This is a genomic window from Microcystis sp. M083S1, assembly GCF_020246405.1.
In the GTDB taxonomy this organism is placed as follows: domain Bacteria; phylum Cyanobacteriota; class Cyanobacteriia; order Cyanobacteriales; family Microcystaceae; genus Microcystis; species Microcystis aeruginosa_C.
The window spans coordinates 40,574-64,026 of the sequence record NZ_JADBTB010000020.1 but is presented as its reverse complement, the minus strand read 5'-3'; the positions used below and the strand labels follow the sequence as shown (position 1 = coordinate 64,026).

General features: G+C 43.4%; 11 protein-coding genes. All 11 read right to left on the bottom strand.

The window, feature by feature from the left end; genetic code table 11:
- Positions 1 to 22 precede the first annotated feature (22 nt).
- Entirely contained in the window at positions 23 to 1,378 is a 1,356-nt protein-coding gene (locus IM450_RS01840) for an efflux RND transporter periplasmic adaptor subunit (protein ID WP_194013288.1), read from the bottom strand.
- Between the two features lie 60 nt (positions 1,379 to 1,438).
- Entirely contained in the window at positions 1,439 to 2,740 is a 1,302-nt protein-coding gene (locus tag IM450_RS01835; protein ID WP_287664950.1) for an MFS transporter, read from the bottom strand.
- A 48-nt stretch (positions 2,741 to 2,788) separates the two neighbouring features.
- Complete coding sequence (locus IM450_RS01830) at positions 2,789 to 4,420, bottom strand: FAD-binding oxidoreductase (RefSeq protein ID WP_287664948.1); 1,632 nt, start codon at positions 4,418 to 4,420, stop codon at positions 2,789 to 2,791.
- Between the two features lie 80 nt (positions 4,421 to 4,500).
- On the bottom strand, positions 4,501 to 5,106 hold the full coding sequence (locus IM450_RS01825; RefSeq protein ID WP_002731647.1) for an isoprenylcysteine carboxyl methyltransferase family protein: 606 nt from the start codon (positions 5,104 to 5,106) through the stop codon (positions 4,501 to 4,503).
- Positions 5,107 to 5,118: 12 nt separating this feature from the next.
- Positions 5,119 to 6,294 carry a type III polyketide synthase gene (locus IM450_RS01820; RefSeq protein WP_002731880.1) on the bottom strand — a complete coding sequence of 392 codons (1,176 nt, stop codon included), beginning with the start codon at positions 6,292 to 6,294 and terminating at the stop codon, positions 5,119 to 5,121.
- 49 nt (positions 6,295 to 6,343) lie between these two features.
- Positions 6,344 to 7,663: a flavin-containing monooxygenase gene (locus tag IM450_RS01815; RefSeq protein ID WP_194013292.1), complete on the bottom strand. Its 1,320-nt coding sequence runs from the start codon at positions 7,661 to 7,663 to the stop codon at positions 6,344 to 6,346.
- Positions 7,664 to 7,691: 28 nt separating this feature from the next.
- On the bottom strand, positions 7,692 to 11,624 hold the full coding sequence (locus tag IM450_RS01810; RefSeq protein ID WP_287664946.1) for a beta-ketoacyl synthase N-terminal-like domain-containing protein: 3,933 nt from the start codon (positions 11,622 to 11,624) through the stop codon (positions 7,692 to 7,694).
- 70 nt (positions 11,625 to 11,694) lie between these two features.
- Complete coding sequence (locus tag IM450_RS01805; protein ID WP_287664944.1) at positions 11,695 to 17,139, bottom strand: type I polyketide synthase; 5,445 nt, start codon at positions 17,137 to 17,139, stop codon at positions 11,695 to 11,697.
- Between the two features lie 195 nt (positions 17,140 to 17,334).
- The gene (locus tag IM450_RS01800) at positions 17,335 to 21,129 is read right to left on the bottom strand and encodes an AMP-binding protein (protein ID WP_287664941.1); all 3,795 of its coding nucleotides are present in this window, start codon (positions 21,127 to 21,129) and stop codon (positions 17,335 to 17,337) included.
- 93 nt (positions 21,130 to 21,222) lie between these two features.
- On the bottom strand, positions 21,223 to 21,882 hold the full coding sequence (locus IM450_RS01795) for a nitroreductase family protein (RefSeq protein WP_002741314.1): 660 nt from the start codon (positions 21,880 to 21,882) through the stop codon (positions 21,223 to 21,225).
- Between the two features lie 34 nt (positions 21,883 to 21,916).
- Positions 21,917 to 22,846 carry a VOC family protein gene (locus IM450_RS01790; RefSeq protein WP_149107576.1) on the bottom strand — a complete coding sequence of 310 codons (930 nt, stop codon included), beginning with the start codon at positions 22,844 to 22,846 and terminating at the stop codon, positions 21,917 to 21,919.
- Between the last annotated feature and the right edge of the window lie 607 nt (positions 22,847 to 23,453).

Genomic DNA, 23,453 nt, shown 5'->3' with positions numbered 1-23,453 from the left:
AAAGCTGATTAATGACCACTGACTACCAAATTTCCACCATTTGCCCGGGTACGATGCGGTGAACCCCTTCGACGATCACCCGATCACCGGAGGTGAGAGTCCCGCGCACCAACAAGCGATCGCCTTGAATCGCTAGAACTTCTAAATCTTGGCGTTTGACGGTAAATTGTCGAGGATTATCGGGATTAGCTTCTCCTAGAACATAGGAAGACCATAATCCTCTCGTGCCTTGTACTAAAGCTTCTGTGGGCAACCAATAGCCCGATTGTGGAACCGATTGAGATAATTCTAGGCTGACCACTTGCCCCGGAATCAGGCCCTGAGTCTGATTTAAACTTAAAATAACCGTGGCGGTACGGGTAGTTGGATCAATTTGGGGCAAGGTTGAAGTGACTTGTCCTGTTAATATTTTGTTACCAATTTTTAAACGATGTTTACTGCCAATTGGTAAGTTTTCGGACTGGTCAATGGGAACCCCTATACGCGCTTCCAGTTTATTACTTTCCACTAAACGAACGATCGGATTACTTGCAGAAACAACAGTGCCAATATTGACGTGAAGGAGGGCAATAGTGCCATCGTAGGGGGCTTGAAGTTGGCTTTTCTCAATCTCTAATTTAATATTCTTCAGTTGGGCATCAAATTGGTCAATAACGGCTTTTTGCAGAGAAATCAATTCGGGACGAGTACCAGCTTTGAGTTCATCTAATTGACTTTGGGCTTCATCAATTCTCGCTTGTTGTGCATTAACATCTGTTTGCACTTCTTCGAGTTGTTCTCTAGTAATTGCCCCTTCTTGATACAATCCTAGCCGTCTTTGGTATTTAGATTGGGCTAAAGCTAATTGTTCCCTGAGATCTCGGACTTTTGCTTGGGCTGCAGCGATACTTTCTTTCCTGGAACCAGCTTGTAATTCTTGCAGTTTAGCCGTGGCTTGCGATCGCTGGGCGATGAGTTCTTGTTTTTGTGCTTCTAAATTGCGTGTATCTAGAGTAGCAATTAAAGTACCTCGGCGTACCTCTTGACCCTCTTGAACCAATAAACTAATTAATTGTCCCGAACGCTCAAATCCTAGTTCACTTGTCCGTTTAGCCACAATATTACCCGTATAACGGCGCGGTTCTTGGTGATGGGTGACAGGACTTAAAGTTAAGGTTCGCACAGGTAAGGCTGCCGTCTTGCTCTTATCGATTGCTAACGAAGCGGTTTCTTCTGAGGTGGTGGATTCAGAGGTGTCTTCTAAGAGGACATTCCGCAGGGTAGGATAGGCAAAAACCGAGGTGGCCGCTAGGATACCAGTAATAATTAATCGCCAGGGCAATCGCAGTTTTTTGATGGCAGTTTCTTGCTGTTTAGTGACGGGATTGGGGGAAGTCATAATCTAGTTCCAAATGAGTAGGGTTTAGTCAAGAGTAATAACAGATTAGCGAGGAAAGAACTATTTTTTGATGGCATAAGGCCGTAGGACAAAAGCCGCTGCTAGGGATAATATACCGGCGGACAAAAAGGCAATTTGTACCCCCCAGGGGTTATCAGGAGTTTTCCCGAAAGAAAGGATTAATCCTGTTAGAAAAGACCCCGCACCTTGGCTAAATTGAATTAGGAGACCCCTGGTACCAAAAAATATTGCTTCTCGGCCGATTCCTTGTTGCTCCGCATCTTGATCGATAATGTCCGATAACATGGCATTCGGCAGACTAAAAAAGCTGGCTAGGGCTAAATTAGCGATGATCGAAAGGATTAACCAGGGAATCAAAGAATCTTGCCACCAAAAACGACCACAGGCCATGGCAATCATACCCAGACCAACCCAGATTAAAGAACCTTGAAAAACCAGTTTTTTGCCATATTTTCGCGCTAAGGGTAAAACCAGGGTAAATCCAGCCAAGGCACTACCGACGATAATAGTATTAATCACGGCGGCAAAACTTACCTCTCGTTTGAGGAGAGCAATTACTAAAAAAGTCGGAATCACCGAGATAATACTAATCACCATCCACGCCAAAATCATGGTGATCATATAGATACAAAAAGTCCGATTGGTAAAAGCCGCCGTTAAGGTGGTTTTAAAGTTAGGATATTTCCCCTTAGAAGGACTATATTCTTCTTTTTCTAGCAAGGGCATAGCTAGGGTAATTACCCCAATAAGACTAATAGCAATACCCATTCCCTGAAAGCCATAGCTATCAGTTAACCAAGGGGCAATAATCCCACCAATGGTGGCACCAACTAAACCAAAAATTCCGATTTGAGTTGATAATTTAACCCTTCCTTCTGGGCTTTTAGCGAGAGTGGGCAACCAGGCTAAATAGGGAACATGATAGGATGCCATACCCACATAAAACACCCAAAGCATGGTGACTAAATAAATGAAGTAAGTGGTTTGATTTAAGTTATTAGGGGGATTAAACAACAGGATAAAACCACCAATTAAAGGGACTAAACTGGCCAGTATAAATGGTCTTCTTTTGCCCCAAGGACTCCAAAAGCGATCGGAAAAATAACCGACTACTGGCTGCACAAAAGCCCCAGCAATACGGCTAATCATTATCGCTATCCCCACTAAAGCAGAGGGCAATAAAATGGACAAGTTATAGTCATTGGGAATGCCCGGGTCGTAGCGATAAATTAGCATGGTTAGAAGGGCATTATTAACGATAAAGTTACCAAACCAACCAGTGATATAAGGAAGATAATCTATTCGGAGATGTTGCCATTTGCTGGAAGTGCTAGAAGTCATTAGAATTGGGGGAGAGATGGGCAGTTAGCAGTAGATTGTTAGGCTTATTTAAAGAAATTCGTAGCGACCGGGTGAGAGAATGCGATGGGGATCCAAGCTGTCTTTAATTTTCTGGATTAAGCAACTATAATCGTCTTGGGCTGCGGGTAAACTATTCATAGAGTGGGTACTAAGACGGTAGGGATAATAACCTTGATTGATCAATTCTGCCAACATTTCATCGTGACAATTTAAGGCTTTTTGGTCTTCGCCTTCTAGCAATCGATCATAAAAAATGGCAGCATTGATGTTAATATTGCGCTCGGTAACACAGTTAATGCCGATATTGGGTTCATAACCATATTTTTGAGCGATGCTGCTGATAATATTGAGAGCATTTCTGAGATGATTTCCCAGAAAAGGAACAGCGGGAACACACCAAATCATGCCACAGGCATCCAGGTCTAAATTCAACCTATCGGTGGGGGGCGTTTTTTTGCGCCAATAGGCCATCTTCAGCACTTTTTCGGTAATCATTCCTCGTTGGGGATTTTTGTGATAAATTAAATCCACCTTATCCTTAATTTCCACCCCTGTAAATACTTTAAAAATGGGACTCATTTTGCTGGCCATTTTAAACTTATTTTCATCAAAAAACATAAGTTTATTGACAATTCCTTTCAAGGCTTTTTCAATTAGTTTTCTTTCAACTTTTCCCTGTTCTGGTGAAGCCGAATATAAAGCACCTTCTCCTATCCAAACACCGCCACCCCATTGATGACTTAATTGTTCTAATAAATCGGGGGGTAAAGGAGTTTTTTCTTGGCATTCCTGCCAGGGATATTGTTGTTGAATAGACAACATTCGGTAGTTATTATTGATGTGGAAGGTCGTTTTAATTACCCCTGCCATTTTCAGTTGACGTAGTTTGTCGATCAATAACTCTAATTTATTTTCCTGATCGATGCTATAGAAAAAAGCCTGAAAATATTCAGGATAGGGGGTTAACCAAAAAGTCATTTTGGTGACGATTCCCAGGTTAGATTGGGTAAAAATTCCATCAAAATAAGGACCGACTCCCCAACGATTGACCGCCCCTATTTGGGAGTTTTCAAAGCGATTAAATCCCGTATGAACACATTCACCGGTGGGCAAAACTACTTCCATTCCACAGACATGATTAAAGCGATCGCCCAAAGGTCCTTTGGCTTCACCTCGTTCGAGAATATTGCCAATAATACTAGAATCAGGAGTCGAACCGGTGACACTCATTAATAATTTATTGCCATTTTTTTGCAAAAAATCGTAGAGTTGTCGCTGAGTAACACCCGCTTCAATAGTTACATAAGCTAGGGTTTCATTATAATCCAAAATCTGATTTAATCGACTCAAATCCATTAAAACCGAACCGGTGCGGCTAGGAACTCGCGAACCATAACCCCAATTTTTACCTGTACTAATAGGATAGACAGGGGTTTGATAGCGATTAGCAATTTTTAGAGATTCTTGGACTTCTTGACGATTACCTGGGCGAATAATTGCCGGGATTTTAGCATGGGTTTCGTAGGTAGCGGTCTCGGCTTCTAGGCGTTTTTTGTTATCGGTGCTGACATATTCGGAGCCTAATAAATTTTCCCATTCTTGTAGAGCGTTAGTTAAATTGTCGCTAATAATATTTTCGGAAACAATTAGAGAGTCCATAGTATTTTTTTTCTCCTTGAAATTCAGGTATGAAGGGTAATTAAAGGGCCGTAGGGAACCGGCCCTGCTATCCGTGGCAATTAACTTTTAAGCGGTTGCTGTTTGCGAGAGAAAATTGCGCTAAAACTAGGAATAAAACGGGGAGTATTGGCGAAAACTGCTTGATAATTGGTGTCTTGACTCAAAGCTTCTTCTTCAGCTGGAATGCGTTGGATTAATAACCAAGCATTCAGGAGACTAAAGACTATAGATGTCAGATAAGCGGTATGAAACAAGGGAACCACCGCTAATTCCGTGATCATGGCCCACCAGTTAGGATGACGGATATATTGATAAATGCCATTGTCGATCACGGGTGTCTGAGGAACCGTGACCACCTGATGAATCCAGCGATCGCCCAAGGCTTCAATGGAGGCATAGCGGAGCTTTTGAGCTAAAAAAGTAGTAATTAGGGAAAATAAAGCCAATGCTGGAATAAAAGGTCGATCGAGCAGATAAACTTCCCCGATCATGCAAAGCATCCAGCTAGATTGGAAAATCTTGACGAATCCCACATAATTAGAACTATGCAGTTTGCCACCTTCCGCTAAGACTTTGGCCATATTCTGTTTACTCAGACGAGTAACGCGCACTCGTTGGACAATAATGTAACTAATCAGGGCAATGAAAACTATTTGGCTTAACATCCTTAAATATCCTTAGAATTGAACTAAAATGGCTTCTTGAGCAAATCCAGGCCCCATGGAAATTATTAATCCGTAGGAACCCGTGGGAGGATGGGGACGGGAAAGGGTTTCATCGAGAATGCAGAGGATAGTAGCAGAGGCAATATTGCCAATTTCTGCCAAAATATCCCAACTAACCTGTAAAACATCCGGTTCTAACTGGAATTCTTCAACTATTGCATCGAGAATCTTTGGACCCCCCGGATGCACCATCCAACAGACAATTTCCTCGAGGGAAACTCCTGTTTTTTCCAGTAAAGATGTCACCGCTTTTCTCACCCCACCCTTGACGTAATCAGAGACTTCTGGGCGAAGAATTTGGCGAAAACCGTAGTCTGTTAAAGGTAATGCCATTAAATGCTCTGTGTGGGGCATTAACAGCGATTGAGTGCCGATAATCTTCAGTTTTGCTTTACCTTGCTTGACTAAGGGATGTTCATCTCCCGCTAAGAGAACCGTGCCGACTCCATCGCCAAATAAAGCCGCTACCACAAGGGTCATAATGATATTGCTATATTGAGATGGATCTTCGGGTAATTGTCCCAATAATTCCGTTAAATCGCTATGAATTGACCCTTGCCAAAGGCCAGAGGAGGGATCGGTGGTAAACAAAATCGCTGCTTCGGTGGGATGTCCTTGCAGATAATCGTTTACTCTGGCTAATCCTTGGGCGCCTCCCAAACAGCCGACACCCGATAACGCTTGCCGCTTGATATCGAGGGAAAAATCTAGACGATTAAGGAGTAAACTTTCTAGGGAAGGAACGGAAGGAAGAACAGTAACGGAAGTAACTAGGGAGATTTCTTTGGGAGAAAGAGCGGCTTTTTTGAGCAAATTAGTTACTGTCGATGTTACTAAATCCATAGTTAGATCGACCATTTGACGAAAGGGTTGGGCGATCCCGGGAGGATTATCCGCATCGAATTCATCTAGGGGAATAGTGAAGTATCGCCCTTGAATTTTGACATTACTGAAAAAACGATGAATTTGTTCTAAATCAAAAAAGGTTTGTTCCTGGAAGTCGAGTTGATTTTCTCGGCAATAATCTTGAAGAAGATTAGCACAATGATTTCTGATATTGACTTCTAGAACTTCTTGGGGATAGTAATGTTCTGGAAAACCAGTAGCTGTCTCAATAATGTAGGGCATTGGAGTTAAGAGAGAGGGATTTCAGGGGGGGAGAATTATGCTGGGAGATTTAAGCCAGTAATCGGCGAGCTAATCCTTGGGCTTGGCGTATATAACCCAATTTGTCAATCACTAAGGAGTGAGTACCGCTATGGTGTTTATTGTCGGCGCTTAAATTGGAGCTAATTTGACGTTTTAGCTTTTCAAATTTATAGACAAACCGGGATTTTTTATCCTGAGCTTGTAGATAAGCGGCCACTAAATTACTTTGTTCTTCAAATACTCGCCAGTGGGTGCCAGTGGGATGAACCATTCCGATGACAAACAGGTTATTTTCCTCTGGGTGAAAAACATTCATATAGAGGTTAGGCTGGGTGGTTCCTTCTTGCCAATTTAAATCTGATTTGTCAATAAAAGAAAATTCAATTTTGTAACCAGTGGCGTAGATAATCAGATCAATTTCTTCTGTACTGCCATCGGCAAAAATAACATTCTTTCCATCTAATTCTTGGATATTAGGCTTATGGGTGACATCTCCATGCACATAATAACGATAGATTTGTTGGTCACTGTTGGGAATAATTAGACCGTTACTTTTACAGTCTGTAGGAATATTGAGTTTTTTGAGATTAACTCCTTGTAAGAATAGAGCTATTGGTGATAATAAAGCCATCATTTTCATGTGTTCTTGGGCTGGAATTAGATTCATGATTGGCGTGTTAATCATCACCCATTCTGGGGGCAAACCGAACAAAAATTTCGGCATACAGAGAAAGCCACGACGGGTACTATGGAAAGTTTTACTGCCATTGATAGCCGCTTCGACGACTAAATCCATGGCTGATTGTCCCGCTCCAACTACTAGGACTTTTTTAGCATTTAGTTGAGCGGGATTATCATAATCTTTTGAATGGATAATTTCCCCGTCAAAATGCCCAGAAAATTGAGGAATATTCGGTTTACTATGATAACCACTAGCGATTAAAACCCCTCGGTATCGTCTGGTTTCTTGGTTGCTAAGGGTGACATCCCAAAAGTTACCCACCTTTTTTACTTTCTCCACGCTGAGATTAAATTCCATGAAATCATAGAGATTGAAATGAGCGGCATAATTGCGAAGATATTCATAGACTAACCGATGATTGGGATAATCTGGGTAATCTTTTGGCATGGGAAAATCGGAAAAAGGTTGTGTGGTTTTATGACCAATCAGATGTGTATTTTTATACATTGGACTATCGGGACGATCATAAATCCAAATACCCCCAACATCCTGAGCAGATTCGATAACATTAAAGGGAATTTTGGCTTTGCTTAAGGCTCTAGCTGCCGCTAATCCTGCGGCACCAGCCCCAATAATACAGTATTGCTCTTTGTAATCTAAAGTCATGATTTTTCTCCCTTGAATAATTGGTTGATTAGGCAGTCATTTGTTCAGGAAACTCTCGTAAACTTTGGCCAATTATTTTCATAATTTTCTCCGTATGTTGATTGATAAAGAAATGTCCTCCCGGTAAGGTATGCAGGACAAAATCTTGATTGGTTTGCAGTTGCCATTGTTGTAATTGATCGGCAGAAACCTTTGCATCGTTGTGGCCTCCAAAAACGGTAATAGGACAATTTAAGGGTTGACCTTGTTGATAAGAATAAGTCTCTAGGAGTTTGAAATCTGCTCGTAAAATTGGCAAAAAAGCCGCCATTAAATCGGGATTTTTGAGGAGAGTTTCTGGGGTTCCTTGAAAATGACCTAAAGCTGTTAAAAATTGCTCATCTCCCAGACGATGAATGGGTAAATCAGGATTGACAATTTGAGGCGCTCGAAATCCAGACATAAATAAATGTTGGGGTAGATTTTGCCGAGTTTTAGCTAATTCTCTGGTTAATTCAAAGCTGATTAAAGAACCCATGCTATGACCAAAAAAAGCATAAGGTTGGTCTAAATAGGGAGTCAGAATCGGAATGAGACGATTAATCAGGGATTTTAGCGATGTAATCGCAGTTTCCTGAAGACGCGTTTCGCGTCCGGGTAGTTGAATCGCCCACAATTCCACTTGCTTGGGGCAGTAATTCAGCCAATTTTGGAATACGGAGGCACCCCCACCAGCGTAGGGAAAACAAAATAGACGAATGCGGGCGTTAGGATTAGCTTGTTTGCGAATTAGCCAAAGTTTCGGATCATTAGAGATATTTTCGGCTTTAGTCGTCTTGATTGGTTTTTTCTGTTTTGAGGGGAGAGGAGTTTTATTGCTAGTTGCAGGTTGGGAATTTTGGGTGATTAAGTTGAATATTTGCGGTAAAAACTGCTCAATACTCAATCCCGCTAGGTATTCCACGGGAACAATAATTTTTAAATCCTCCTCTAGTTGACGTCGTAATTGACTGGACATGAGAGAATCTAAGCCTAAACTAGAGAGCGGTTGCTTGGTATGTAGCTTGACCACGGATAAACCAGTAATCTGTTCTAAAACACCGATAATGTAGGTTTCTAGTTGTTTAAGCTGTTTCTCTGCGGGTGTGGCCAACAAAGAGTCAAGGGTAATTAGATGACCAGAAGATGATGCAGTGGTGGTTTTGACAACTTCCGGCGGTTGCGGCGGTGTTTCTAGGAGATATTTCGACAATTCAGGCAATAATTGCGCTTCTTCTGGGGTCAAGTCGCCTGTTTTTAGCCAATAACTACTTCTTTCAAAGGTGTAGGTCGGTAAGATACAGGGTTTACTGTCTTGATTGGCCGTTATCTCTTGCCAATTCAGGGCGAATCCCCGCAGATAAAGCTGACTGACACTCTCGAGGATCTGTTGTCGGTCAGAGGTTTGACGACGCAAACTGGGCAACCAAAGACAAGAATAATTTTTATCCAGTAGGCTGCCCATGCCCGATAAAACGGGATGGGAGCCGCATTCGACAAATAGCTCATAACCGTTGTCCAGTAAGGTTTTTATCCCATCGGCAAAGCGAACAGAACACCGGAGATGACGACACCAATAATCGGGAGTAGTGACCTCAAAATTGACTAAGTTGCCATTAAGGTTAGAAATTAAGGCTCGTTGGGGGGGATGATAGGTGATAGTTTCAGCAATTTGTCGGAACTCGTCTAAAATCTCCTCCATCAGAGGGGAATGAAAGGCTTGAGAGACATTTAACCGGGTAATTTTCAGATTTTTGACCTGAAGCTGTTTTACCAGGGTTTCTATGGTCTCTGCAGCACCGGACAGGACAATATTATCCTGACCATTAATAGCGGCAATAGCGACCTGAGATTGATAGGGGGCAATTAAGGGACTAATTTCAGCTTCACTAGCCGAGATAACGACCATTGAACCACTTTTTCCCACAGAATCCATCAATTTAGCCCGATAGAAGACTAATTTTAAGGCATCTTCTAAACTAAAGACTCCAGCAACACAGGCGGCCACATATTCCCCTAAACTATGACCCATAACCCCATGGGGGCTAATTCCCCAGGATTCCCAGAGTTTAAAAAGGGCGTATTCGAGAGCAAATAGGGCAGGTTGGCTGTAAAAAGTTTGATTGAGATGATTTTCTTGGTCAATAATCTCCTTTAGGCAATAGTCCCCATATTGACGGAGAATCTCAGCACAGCGATCGAGTGTTTGACGAAATAGAGGATAACATTGGTATAGTTCCCTTCCCATACCGGGGTATTGAGAACCCTGTCCCGGAAAGAGAAAGGCAATTTTTGCCCGATTTTTGCCATTAAATTCACTTTTTTGGCGAAAAGAACTGGGTTCACCTTGAACGAAAGCGGCTAATTTTTCTTGAAGTTGGCAGTGACTAGAGACAATACAGGTGAAACGATGGGGTAATTGGGAGCGACTGCGATTGCTAGTAGCACAAATGGAGCTTAAAGCAATATTTTTTGCATTTTCTAGGTAATTTGCGTATTTTTGGGCTAGTTTGATTAAAGCCGATTCAGTCTTGGCTGAGAGGGTGAACAGATAGGGCGATGAATCAGGTGCCGCAGTCGTTTGAGGTTCGTAAGGGTATTCTTCGAGAATAATATGGGCATTAGTGCCATTTAAGCCAAAAGAACTAACTCCAGCTAAACGAGAAGAATTTTCACTAACCCATTCACGGTTTTTAGTCGGAACTTTCAGCGGTTGATTTTCCCAGTCTAGATGGGGTGTCGGTTGCTGGAAGTGGAGATGGGGGGCAATTTGTCGATGTTGCAAGCATAAAATCACTTTCATCAGTCCGGCAATACCAGCGGCCGCTTCTAGATGGCCGATATTGGTTTTGACGGAACCAACCCAAACCGGTTGGGGATTTTTAGCAAAAACTGTCGATAATGCACCTAATTCAATGGGATCGCCTAAAGAAGTGCCAGTTCCATGGGCTTCAATATAGCTAATGTCCTCTGGCTTTACCTGAGCATTTTTTAAAGCTTGACGAATCAATTGTTCTTGACTAAGTTGATTGGGAACTGTTAAACCGCTACTCGTACCACCATGGTTAACGGCCGAACCTTTAATTAGTCCTAAAATCAAGTTATTATCCCGAATAGCCGCAGATAAAGACTTTAAAACTATAATACCGCCGCCTTCTCCCCGCACATAGCCATTCGCTGTTCTATCAAAGGTTTTACAACGACCGTCAGGAGACAACATCTGGGCGCGGGATTCCATGATAGTAACGAAGGGGGTTAACATTAGGTTGACCCCCCCAGCTAGGGCAACTTCACACTCGTTATTGCGTAAACTTTGGCAAGCTAAATGAACAGCGACTAAAGAGGAGGCACAAGCAGTATCAACCGTTAAAGTTGGGCCATGAAATCCAAAAAGATAGGATAAACGTCCCGAAGCTACACTTTTAGCATTTCCCGTTCCCGTATAGGCATCAATCAGATCGGGATGATGGCTAAAATGGGAGTAATCTTGAGTCATCATGCCTATAAATACCCCCGTTTGACTTCCTCGCCGATTTAAGGGTGATATTCCCGCATTTTCCAGAGCTTCCCAGGCTAGTTCCAGCAGTAATCGCTGTTGCGGATCCATTTGTGCTACCTCCCGGGGAGAAAGACCAAAAAAATCAGCGTCAAATTGATCTATCGGTTGATTTAAGAAGCCACCGTGACGGGTATAGACTTTTCCCCTTGCATCGGGCTTAGGATCGTAATAATTGTCAATATTCCAGCGTTGCGGCGGAATTTCGCTGATGGCATCGGTTCCTGATTGCAATAATTCCCAAAAAGTTTCCGGTGAATTAGCTCCCTGGGGAAAGCGACAGGACATACCAATAATTGCAATTGGTTCATTCTTAGCTTTTTCTAGGATATGTAGCTTAGTTTTTAAGACCTTAATTTGATTTAAGGCATCTTTTATTAAGCTCATTTGATCAGTTTTGGCAGGTGTTTGTGTCATGGTAAACAGGTTATTTAGATAGGGTTTGAGGTCTACTTTTCTAACTTAAGGAATTTAATTCCTGTAGCAGTAAATCGGACAATTCTTCTAGGGATAAATCTTCTTCGTTGAGGGGATCAAGATTGCTATCTTGATTTGCTCCTATTGCTAAGGGTTTTAAACTAAAGTCAAGGTCAATAACTTCAGCTACTAGATAATCGACCAAACTGGTCACTGTTGGATATTTAAAAGTGATAGTTGCCGCCAGAGATTTACCTAAATCCTTGGCTAAACGATTTCGTAATTCCACCGTCATTAAAGAATCCATTCCCAACTCAAAAAAACCTTGGTCAACTTGGGTAAATTCTCTAGCCGGAATAGCGAGAATTTCCGCTACAATCCCTTGAACATGAGCAGTCAAAGCCGCAAAACGCTCCTCAATTGGTATTGTCCTTAAGACATCAATAAAATTATTGTCTGGGGTTAATTTTGGGGCTGAAAAACTTTGGAAATCTCGTAATAAAGGCGGAATTTTTTGATTCTCGAAACTGTTAAAAAAGCTATTCCAATTGAGAGAAGCGACAGTTACCTGTATCCGAGAAGTCGTCAGCAATGTTTCGAGGAGATGTAAACATTTTTGGGGATCAAGAGGGGTAAAACCCTGTTTAATTAGCCTTTTTTTCGCTTTTTCGCCTAAATTTTCGGCCATACCACCCTCTGCCCAGGGACCCCAATTAATAGTCAGGGCCGGTAGTCCTTGCGCTTGACGATAATGGGCTAGACTATCTAAAAAGGCATTAGCACTAGCATAATTACTCTGTCCAGAAGACCCTAACACCGAGGCCATCGAGGAAAAATTAATAAACCAGTCTAAATCCACTTCTTGACTGAGGAGATGCAAATTCCAAGCGCCGAGTATTTTGGGGGAAAAGACGCGCTCAAATTTCTCCCAAGTCTGTTTGGATAAGCTGGCATCCTCTAACACCCCGGCGGTGTGAATAATGCCTTTTAAGGGGGGTAACTGCTGCTCGATTATCTCAAAAGCCCGACGCATTTGGCCAAAGTCGCTAACGTCGGCGGCAAAAACTTCTACATTGGTTCCCTCTTGTCGCCATTGGTCTATAATTGGTTGGGTTTCTGGAGTTATTCCCCGGCGACTCAGTAAGACGAGGGATTTTGCTCCTTTTTTCCTTAACCAATTAGCCACTTGCTGCCCTAAGGCCCCTAGACCACCAGTAATAAGATAGGTGGCATTTTCGGCAATTTCTCGGTTTTTTAGCGACGATTTCGGGATAAATCGCCCTAAACGAGCCACATAGCTCTGGCCTTGCCGCCAAACGATTTGATTTTCCTCCTCCGAACTTTGTAAAGATTGGAACACCTCTAGGGCTAAGGTGTGGCTATCCTGAAATTTATCTCCATCCAGACACAGACAGCGCAATTCTGGGTGTTCTAGGGCAATAGTCCGTCCTAATCCCCAGAGGGAACTTTGGGCAAGGGCAATCACTGTGGGTTGAGAAGGAATGTATTGAGCCGATTGGGTGACAATATAGAGGCGAGGAGAGTAATTAACCTCTATTTTGCCTAGTTCTTGCACTATTTCCAGCAAAGTTCCACAAATTCGCTCCTGAGTGACGGCTAGGTTTTGATTATTTTCTAAAGCTTGGTCGTCATCGATTCCCCAGAGATAAATTAGACCTTGATAGGGTTTTTTGAGGAGATATTGCCAAGTCTGGCGATTCTTTTCGGTGATAAGTTGGCATCTATGCCCTTGTTGCAGCAATTTTTCGGCTAATTGTTGCCCTACTCCCTTTTTGTCGGCAAAAATTAACCAATCTCCTGTTTCTGTCCAATCCATTCCCGTCAAGTCCGTGGCTTGCCAAGTAATTTCGTATAAACTATCCTTGAGGTCGTTGGTCTGGGAAAAGAGGGTTTCTGGCCGGGCCTGTTGAAAGGTTAATCCGTCAATTTGGCTAATTAATTGACCCGATTCGCTGAAAATAGTCAAATCAGCGATTAAGATGCCGTTTTGCAAATTGCTATGGCTGAAGCGACCATGACAGTATATAGAGGTGTCCTTAACTCCCGAAAAGGTCAATCGGTCAATATTAGTGGGAAGATAGGTGCTATTCCCTGCGGGAAATAGTGCCGACATAGCGTGAAAGCAACCATCAAGTAAGACAGGATGTAGCTGGTAATCCACCGCTTGCGAGAGTAGATGGGAAGAAAGTTGAATTTTTGCGACAATTTCGGACTGATTGCGGTAAAGTTCCTGGATAACTCGAAAACTTTCCCCGTAGTTCACTCCTTTACTTAAACAGTCCTGATAATGCTGTGCAATTTCGATTTTTTGGTGACAACGGTTCCGGATATCTGTCCAATTGCAGCTGGGTAAGTCCTGGTTTTCATTGGTTAAATTACCGGATAGATGCAGTAGGGAAACTTCCCCTTCCCCAAGACTGAGAATCTGAAATTGTCCCCCCGCTAGTAAGCTTAACTGTACCTTTTTACTCTGGTTGTCTGAGAAAATTAAGGGTCGATTCAGACTCAATTGACCAATAGTAAACTGCTGATTGGGATATTGTTGACCAGCTGCCACTATAATCATCTCTAGATAGGCCGCGGCTGGGAAAACTACCTGGCCAAAAACTTGATGTTCTTGCAGATAGCTCGGAGAGCAGGGAGAAAGAGAGGATTGATAGTGGACATCTTTTGACCCCAATAGATGCAGCGGTTGCTGTAGGAGAGGGTGGAAAGCTGCCGCTACTGTCGGGGTTTTTAGCTGAGAATCAATGTAATCTAACCAATAGCGTTTTCTTTGGAAGGGATAGGTCGGTAAGGGGATTTTTTCGCGTAAATAATCCAGGTCGAATCCATTCCAGTCAATTTTGACCCCTTTTACATAAAGGGTCGCTAAACTTTGGAGCAGGGTTTCCCAATTCGACTGTTTTGGGGACAAACTAGCTAACCAGAGACCTTGGTCGGGGAGATTTTGCTGACCTAGGTTAATTAAGGTGGTTTTGGCACCAATTTCTAGGAATATTTCCGTATTTAACTCTCCTAATCTTTCTATACCCCGGGCAAACTCTACGGGAGACAGTAGATGATTAACCCAATATTGGGAAGTTGCTATCTCTGCATCGATAACATCCCCAGTCAGGTTAGAGATAAGGGGGAGACGCGGGGAATTATAGGTGATAGTTTCGGCAATCTTGGCAAATTCCCCCACCATACCCGTCATTAAGGGAGAATGGAAAGCATGGGAAACCGCTAAAGTCTGACTTTCAATGCCTCTCTGATTGAAGTTAGCGATTAAATGGTTAATAGCCTCAGTTTCGCCAGAAATGACCGTATTTTCTCGACTATTGACCGCAGCAATGGTACAGATGCCCCTAATCTTCCTGAGATGATTGGTCACGGTGTCGGAATCGGTAAAAATTGCCGCCATTATGCCGTTTTTCGGTAATGTCTGCATTAAGCGTCCCCGATGGGCAATTAACTTCAAACCGTCTTCTAAGCTAAAGACTCCCGCTAAACAAGCGGCCACATATTCCCCTAAACTATGACCGATGAGAGCATCGGGTTTCACTCCCCAAGATAACCAGAGTTGAGCGAGGGCATATTCCAGAGAAAATAGGGTAATTTGACTGTAAAAAGTCTGATTAATCAACTGACTGGTTTTTTCGTCCCCATATAACACTTGCAGTAAGGATTTCACCCCATAGCTCCGTAAAATTTCGTCACATTTCTCTAAAGTTTGGCGAAAAGTCGGTTGCGTTTCGTAGAGTTCCCTAGCCATTCCGGGATATTGTGAACCCTGTCCTGTACACATAAAAGCCAGTTTAGGGGCTTTTTTCGAGGTTAAAATACTTTTTTGACCTGAAAAGCGATTTTCATCCCTAATAAAGTCTTTTAAAGCTTGCTCAAGCTGTTTTTGAGCCAGAAAGGGAATAGCTAAACGATGCTCAAAATGCGATCGCCCAGTATTAGCGGTATAGGCCAGATTTGCCATGACCGTCTGGGAATTTTGACCTAAAAAATCGTAGTAGCGTTGAGCTAATTCGCGTAAGGCTGGCTCACTTTTCGCAGAAAGGGTAATTAAATGACAAGGACGCTCTAAATGAGGTTTTTCGTCACCAAGCCGCTCAAAATTGCTTTCCTCAACGATTAAATGGACGTTAGTGCCACTCATCCCAAAAGCGCTCACTCCAGCCCGTCGGACTCCTTCTCTGACCAACCAAGGGGTAAGAGTGGTGGGGATTTTGACCGGCAGTTTTTCCCAGGGAATATAGGGATTAGGGTTCTTAAAATGAAGATTAGGGGCGATTTGCTGATTTTGTAGCTGTAAAACTGTCTTAATTAACGCCGCAATTCCCGCAGCTCCTTCCAGATGCCCCATATTAGTTTTCACGGTTCCCAAAATCAGGGGATTATCTTGGCTATGACCCTGGCCATAAATTTTCCCTAAGGATAAAACCTCGATGGGATCTCCTAAAGATGTACCTGTACCGTGAACTTCGACGTATTGCAGATCTTTAGGTTGAATTTTCGCTCTTTCGAGGGCTTGTCTGAGTAAAGCTTCCTGTGCCTGACCATTGGGGGCGGTTAAGCCATTACTTTTTCCATCGTGATTGACAGCCGAACCGCGAATTTGGGCGAAAATAAGATTGCCATCTCGGAGAGCATCACTGAGACGTTTTAAGACCACGACACCGCAACCTTCGCCCCGACCATAACCATCGGCCGAAGCATCAAAGGTTTTACTGCGACCCTGGGGAGAAACGGCTTTTAATTTACAATTACTAATCGCAGTGGCCGGGGTTAACATCAGATTCACCCCCCCCGCTAAAGCGAGATTGCATTCTTGGCTGCGCAGACTTTGACAGGCCAAATGTACTGCCAAGAGGGAGGAGGAACAGGCCGTATCAATTTGCAGAGTCGGACCGTGAAACCCAAATAGATAAGAGATTCTGCCGACGGCAATAGCGCGACTGGTTCCTAAACTGTTGTAAGCATCAATGTGATTGACTACGCCTTGATGAAAACATAATTGGGCATAATCATCGCGAAAAATGCCCATAAATACGCCAGTTTGACTATTAATCAAACTTTCGGGCGCAATAGCCGCATTTTCTAGGGATTCCCAACAGACTTCTAAAAGTAACCGTTGTTGCGGATCCATGGCGGCGGCTTCCCGAGGTGAGATGCCGAAGAAAGCCGGGTCAAATTCGTCAACTTTGTCTAAAAATGCCCCTTCCCGACTATACATTTTTCCCGGAACATCGGCATCTTGGTGATAATAGTCGGCAATATTCCAACGTTCTAGGGGAATTTCTGTTACTGCATCGATGCCATTAACCAATAACTGCCAATAACTTGCGGAATCATTGACTCCTGCGGGAAAACGACAGCCCATCCCCACAATAGCGATGGGTTCGGTTTGCGCTTTGACCATTGCATCGAGGTGTTTGTATTGTTCTAAAAAAGCTTGTTTTTGTTGATTCATCTTCCTAACAACTCTTGTCTTGTTATGTCACGTCACTTTCATCTCAGGTTATGCTTGGGAAAAAGTCACGGATAAGCGGGAAAAACCTTGATACTGTCGGGATGGGAAAATTTAGTTGCATAGTCACAATTGTCCTCGTGACTCCGAGGTGGGGGATAGGACAAGGGAAATTAGCTATCCTATCCCCACCAGCGATTAACTAAAGAAAGCAGAGATTTCTTCTTCGGATATTTGGGGTAAAACTGCTAAAATTTCGCTTTTTTCTCGAGTATTTGCCGATTCAGCCCCAGTATTGCTTTGATTAATCTGGTTAGCTAAATATTCTGCCAAACTATCAATAGTGGGATAATTCCAAACAATGGTGGCTTCGACGGGGATTCCCGACCAATCGGCAAGATCTTGGGCTAATTCCACGGCAAAAATTGAATCTAAGCCAAAATCAGCAAAAGACTGGCTGGTTTGGATAGTGGCTGGATTGACCTTTAATTTCTGGTGTAACCAATTACCTAACCACATTTCCACCTTTTCGGGAGTTTGTTGGCTAAGAAGGGACTTTTTCGGACTAGAGGGTATATTTACTCGGTTCTGCGTCGGTTGACTAGCAATTTCGACCAGAGAAGTTTCAGCTTGAGGATGAGTCTGTTTAGCTTCTGGTTCCAACGTCAATAACTCGTCGAGTTGATAATCGGAACCGTCTAGACGTTGTTCAATATCATCAATAGATTGAGTATAATCGAGGATACGATCGCGGATAGTCGCCACCGAAGAAGCAAAGTTTTCTTCGGGTGTTCCCCGGAGAGCTTTCTGCACACATAAATCAAACTGCAATTGACTCCAAGCTAGGGCATGACTGTACTTTTCCCCGGGGTGAATTTGGGCCATTTTCGCCGTTGTTGCTACTAAAGCGGCGTAACAACCCAATTCTCCGATTAAAGAATAGGCCCAAGCTAAGGCGGCAGAACGATCACCCCAGAGATTAGACTGGAGACAACGCTGATTAATAGATTGGGCGGTGCTGTGGAGTTGCAGGGCAATCTCGGGCGCTTCCAGAACTTTTGTCAGAAATTCGCCTAATTTGTCCGTATGGGTGATACTTTTGCCCAAAAAGATTTTCAAACTTTCGTTAGGACCTTCGCCAATTCGTAAAACTCTGGCATCCCGGAGAATTTGCGGGGCAAGATTAGTTTCCATGTAACCTCTACCCCCCAGCATCTGAACGAGACTATCGGCCGCTTCCCAGAGGTAATCAGCCCCCGTAATCTTGGCAATAACGGCCATTTCCCTGGGAACGGCCACTTTTTGGTCTAAGGCGGTGGTGATACACTTTAAGAGACTGGACAAGGCCACCGTAGCCCCAGTTAAATGATCAAAACGGGCTAAAGTAATCGGACTTTCTAGCAATTTACCGGTAGCGATCGAACGACGGCTGGCATAACGTAACATTAATTGTAAACAGCGTTTCATGCCGCCAACTCCCATCATGCCAATACCTAAACGGGCATAAAGTAAAGCATCGTCGGCGGGTTCAGTGCCATTGCCCAATTCTCCCAGCAATTGCTCTTTAGTGACTAAAACATCCTCAAAATAGATGGCATTTTGCATAATTCCCCGTAATCCCATAGTTAGGGATTCAGGTCCCAAACGCAGACCGGGGGTACCTTGACGGACAAGAAAACCTGTCAAACCGTTATTCCCCGGTTCTTCCGAATCAAGCAAACGGACAAAAACATTAATCATTCCGGCCCAAGCAGAACCATTCCAACGCTTAAGGCCGCGAATTCGCCATTTATCTCGGCCATCCGGCACTGCAACGGTACTAATTGCCCCGATATTCGCTCCTGCTTCCGGTTCCGTCATGCCAAAGGAGGATAATTGTCTTCCTGTCGCTAAAAGAGGTAATAACTCTTGCTTGAGGGAAATAGTCCCGTAGTTGAGCAGCGGACGGATACCTAAGCTGTTATTGAGACTCACCATCGTCGCCAGGGTTAAATCAATGGCGGCTAATTGTTCCATCACCTGCAAAAAATTGCGATTATTAAGGGCTATTCCCCCGTATTCTTCAGGAATCTGCATTCCCATCAGTCCTTGATTGCCAAAATCCATGACAATATAGGGCGGCACACAACGACGGTCATCAATCAGATGGGAATTAATGCGAGTTTTGGCGTAATCTCGCAACCAAGTCAAGATTTGCTCGGTTTTTTCTTGACTAGCGGTTGTGGGGGCAGCTTGGTGACTGCTGAGGGGGGGGGTTAGCGTCGGCATAGGGGATGAAATTAGTGGAAGTTGCTGGTTTAAATACTGTTGACGGCAAGCGTGGCGTTGAATTTTGCCGCTAGAAGTTTTGGACAGAGATGCGGGTTTGATAAAAGCGATATCATAAACTTGCAATTCGTGTTCTTGAAAAACCGCTCGACGAACTGCTTCTAGGGCTTTTTGCTGGTTAAAACGGCGAATTGCCGTTCTTTCTACCTCTTGAACCAGGACTAACTTTTCTTCTGCCTCGATTTCTACGGTAAAGGCGGCAGTTCCACTGGGGCAAAAGTCGGGATAGCATTGTTCTACGGTCTGTTCGATATCCTGGGGATAGTAGTTACCGCCGCGAATAATCATCAGGTCTTTCAAGCGTCCGGTGATGTATAGTTGACCCTGATGAATAAAACCTAAATCCCCTGTACGCAAATAAAAACCCTGTCCGGTATCGGCGATAACTGCTTGAAAAGTTTTTTCTGTAGCTTCGGGATGTTGCCAATAGCCCTGGGCAACGGTTTTGCCTTTCACCCAAATTTCTCCCACCTGCTGGGAGGGACAGCGTTGACGGGTTTCAGGATTAACAATGGCAATTTCTGTGTCGATTTCTGTTTGTCCACAACTGACTAAGGATTGAGAATTTGGGCTTTTTTCCGTAAAAACGATTTGATGACGGTTTAAAGCGGCTTTTTCAACCCAGCAGATTTGAGGAACTTGATTTTTCCTGACAGCAGCAACTTTTAAGGTGGCCTCGGCTAAACCATAACCCGGACAAAAGGCGGCAAACTCAAAACCACAGGGGGCAAATTTACGAGCAAATTCGCTTAAAATTTCCATTCTGACCGTTTCTGCCCCATTTAAAGCCACTTTCCAGCTGCTTAAGTCTAAATCCGTCAGCTGCTCCTCTTTAATCTTGTCAAGACAACGTTTATAGGCAAAATTAGGGGCGGCAGTGTGGGTGGCCCTGTATTTGCTGATGGCATTTAACCAACCGAAAGGACGTTGTAAAAAGGAAACCGGGGACATGAGATAACAGGGAAATCCTCGATAAAAAGGCAGTAAAATGCCATAAATCAGCCCCATATCATGAAAAGTTGGCAACCATGTCACCATAACGCTCTTTTCATCGTGTTCCCAACCTAAATCTAAATCTCGGAGGTTGGTCAAAAGATTCTCGTGATTGACCATCACTCCTTTGGGAGTCCCCGTGGAACCAGAGGTGTATTGTAAAAAGGCTAAGGTCTCTGCTTTTATCTGAGTGGGGTGGTCTTCGGCTAAACTTTTGCCGATTAAGCTATCCGTAGCTAGAAAGGGAATATCTCTGTCTAGTTGCCTTTTTAATTGGTCTAATTCCGATTGTGTGCTTAAAAGTAAGCTTGCTTGCGAATTATTAATAATAGAAGTTAAGCGAGCCATCTTTTGGTTTTTCTTGGGCAAATTGACTGGAATTGCCACTACTCCTGCTAATAAACAGCCGAAAAACCCAGTAATAAACTCTAATCCCGAAGGGTATGCTAATAAAACTCGTTCCCCCGGTAATAGGATGGATTGGAGACTATTGGCAATCGCTTGCGCTTCCAGAAATAATTCCCCGTAGGTAAGGCGTTTTTCTTCGGTTTCGCCATCGACTAAAAAGGTATAAGCCGTTTTTTGGGGTTGGTATTGGGCGCGATAACGAATAATATCGACTAAACTGCTTATTTCTGACAAATTAAGCTTATTATCTAAACAAAGAGTCATTTTTTTACTCCCCATTATTCAATGGAATCGAAAACAAAGATTTAATCCTCTCGCACCGGGAAAAGTTTCTGGTGACGGGGGGCGACTAGAATTCTAGGGGTGATTTGGGCTTAAATTAAAGGTTTCTCCGTAAATTTCGCCATAGCAGAGCTTCTGAGTCCCAAAACGTCCCCCATACTCGCTCAAGGGTTCATCAGCGTATCCCAAGGCTAAGAGACAACAGACATCGACCGTATCGGGAATTTGGAAATACTCGCGCAAGGGTTTAGCCACAAATCCTTCTAGGGGACAACTATCCACCCCCAAGCTTTGCGCCGCTATCATGAGATAAGTAACCGCAATCATAACTTGTCGGTTGCTCCAAGCTTCTGGAGACTGATAACAGGGTTTAAATTGGAAAAAAGGCGGAATGGCCATGTGCATGAACTTGGCCCGTTTTTCGGAAATCGTCCCCTCTTGCTTTCCTAACTCAATCACTTGATTAATGTAACCACGATGGTTAACTTGGCGATCGCCACAACAGATTAAAACCACGGGTGCATCGACCAATTTATCTTGTTCAAAGCCGAATTCTCGCAATTTTGCCTTATTTTCTGGTTCTCTAACCACTATAAATCGCCATGGTTGCAAATTATAACTAGAGGGAGCTTGGAATCCTAAACGAAAAATTTCGGCTAAAATTTCTTCGGGAATGGCATCGGTGCGAAATTTACGAGTAGAGCGTCTTTTTTGAAATATTTCAGCAATATTCATCATCTAAACCCTTTTATGAGACGTTTTCAACGGTTTAACCTAAAAAACTTTCGGGAATCGCCGGTCCCCATTGATAGAGAATATCTAACCCACCCGCGTGAAGTTCTGGCTCGGTGGTTTGCTCGAAAAGGTCCCCATCGGTAAAATGTTCAATGAGGCTACCGAAAGGATCTTGCCAATAGTCAAACACTTGACTTCCCAACAAATGGCGACCAATACCCCACACAGGAGTCCATCCTTTTTCTCGTAACCAATCGTGGCCGATTTTAATAGAGTCAAAATCTTGTACCTCGAAGGCAGTATGATGGACTTTGGGGTGAGAACCTTGCAACATGGCGATGGTGTGATGATCAACCCATTCCTCTCCCCGTTGACAACGAAGAAAACCCCCGACTCGTAAACTGGGATGGCCGTAATAAATTAAATCTGTTGCTTTTAAGCCAAAAGTCTGCTGATACCAGTGATAACTTTCCTCAAAGTCTTTGACATCAATAGCTAGATGACCTAAACGTAAAATAGGTGCGGGTTCTTTTTTCGGCCTTTGGGTGCGACCTAAACGGGTTTTCCGACTAGCGTGATTCCATTGCAAGGGTTCAGGAATCGGCAAAGGTTCCACTTCCTCGATACCATAGACCAATTCTAGGTTAAAACCGTTGGGGTCAATAATTTTGATGCGCTGACCACCGCCGGGGGTGAACAGGGTTTCCACGGTCGAAGCGGAGGCTAAAGTGGCTAGTTCATGTAAGACGGATTCTGATGTCGCTTCTAGGGCAAAACTGACAAATTTAGCTTTTTTTCCCCATTCTACGACATAGACAAACTGTTTTTTGCCTCTAGCTCGCATATACAAGGCTGTATCGGTTTTAACTGCGGTAATCAGTCCAAAATCCCTCAAAAAACGTTCGCACAGGTCTAAATCCGGATGTTGATAGGTAACGTAGGCAATATCAGCAATTTTAGTCATAGTCGGTCATCCAGTGGAGTTGTCTAATTCGGCACAAAATAGCCAGACAGATATCGGTCAAAGTGCTGCCATAGCAAGGGGAAAAAGACTATTAAGAAAATCTGAACTTTGTTGTGGTTGATTATTGCACTGTGAGTACACCCACAGTCAAAGGCTAATTTTTCTTGCCCTCAATTGCTATCCCAGACTGGAGTTTGAGTAACTTGGGGGTGGAGAAAAACCTTGGGGAACTTCGGGGTTTTGCGGAAAATTTTTTTGAGAGATGTGGTCAAGGTTGTCTAGAGTACCTCGATAAATTGGACTTATTGAGAAAATATTCACACTAATTGAGAATCAACAAAGGTTTCATCAGGGTTTCAGGCGGTGCAATGCTGAAGTAAATCTATTTTTTGAGGTACCCTCTAGAAAAATCCGCTATCGTTCGAGTAAGCAAGTCAGAGAATATTGGGATCAGTAGCAGCGGCAAGGATTATTTCTGTTTCCACTGCCCAAATACCCCTCTGAAATCAATCTTGTTGCACCTGAATGGCATCAATTGAAAACTCGCGAACTGACAGGTCAAATTTTTCTCGAACGGTTGGATTTAGCGCACGTCCTTAAACAGGGG

Excerpts from the sequence above, each read along its gene's own strand:
- IM450_RS01840 (WP_194013288.1), bottom strand. The coding sequence starts at position 1,378 with ATGACTTCCCCCAATCCCGTCACTAAACAGCAAGAAACTGCCATCAAA.
- IM450_RS01835 (WP_287664950.1), bottom strand. The coding sequence starts at position 2,740 with ATGACTTCTAGCACTTCCAGCAAATGGCAACATCTCCGAATAGATTAT.
- IM450_RS01830 (WP_287664948.1), bottom strand. The coding sequence starts at position 4,420 with ATGGACTCTCTAATTGTTTCCGAAAATATTATTAGCGACAATTTAACT.
- IM450_RS01825 (WP_002731647.1), bottom strand. The coding sequence starts at position 5,106 with ATGTTAAGCCAAATAGTTTTCATTGCCCTGATTAGTTACATTATTGTC.
- IM450_RS01820 (WP_002731880.1), bottom strand. The coding sequence starts at position 6,294 with ATGCCCTACATTATTGAGACAGCTACTGGTTTTCCAGAACATTACTAT.
- IM450_RS01815 (WP_194013292.1), bottom strand. The coding sequence starts at position 7,663 with ATGACTTTAGATTACAAAGAGCAATACTGTATTATTGGGGCTGGTGCC.
- IM450_RS01810 (WP_287664946.1), bottom strand. The coding sequence starts at position 11,624 with ATGAGCTTAATAAAAGATGCCTTAAATCAAATTAAGGTCTTAAAAACT.
- IM450_RS01805 (WP_287664944.1), bottom strand. The coding sequence starts at position 17,139 with ATGAATCAACAAAAACAAGCTTTTTTAGAACAATACAAACACCTCGAT.
- IM450_RS01800 (WP_287664941.1), bottom strand. The coding sequence starts at position 21,129 with ATGACTCTTTGTTTAGATAATAAGCTTAATTTGTCAGAAATAAGCAGT.
- IM450_RS01795 (WP_002741314.1), bottom strand. The coding sequence starts at position 21,882 with ATGAATATTGCTGAAATATTTCAAAAAAGACGCTCTACTCGTAAATTT.
- IM450_RS01790 (WP_149107576.1), bottom strand. The coding sequence starts at position 22,846 with ATGACTAAAATTGCTGATATTGCCTACGTTACCTATCAACATCCGGAT.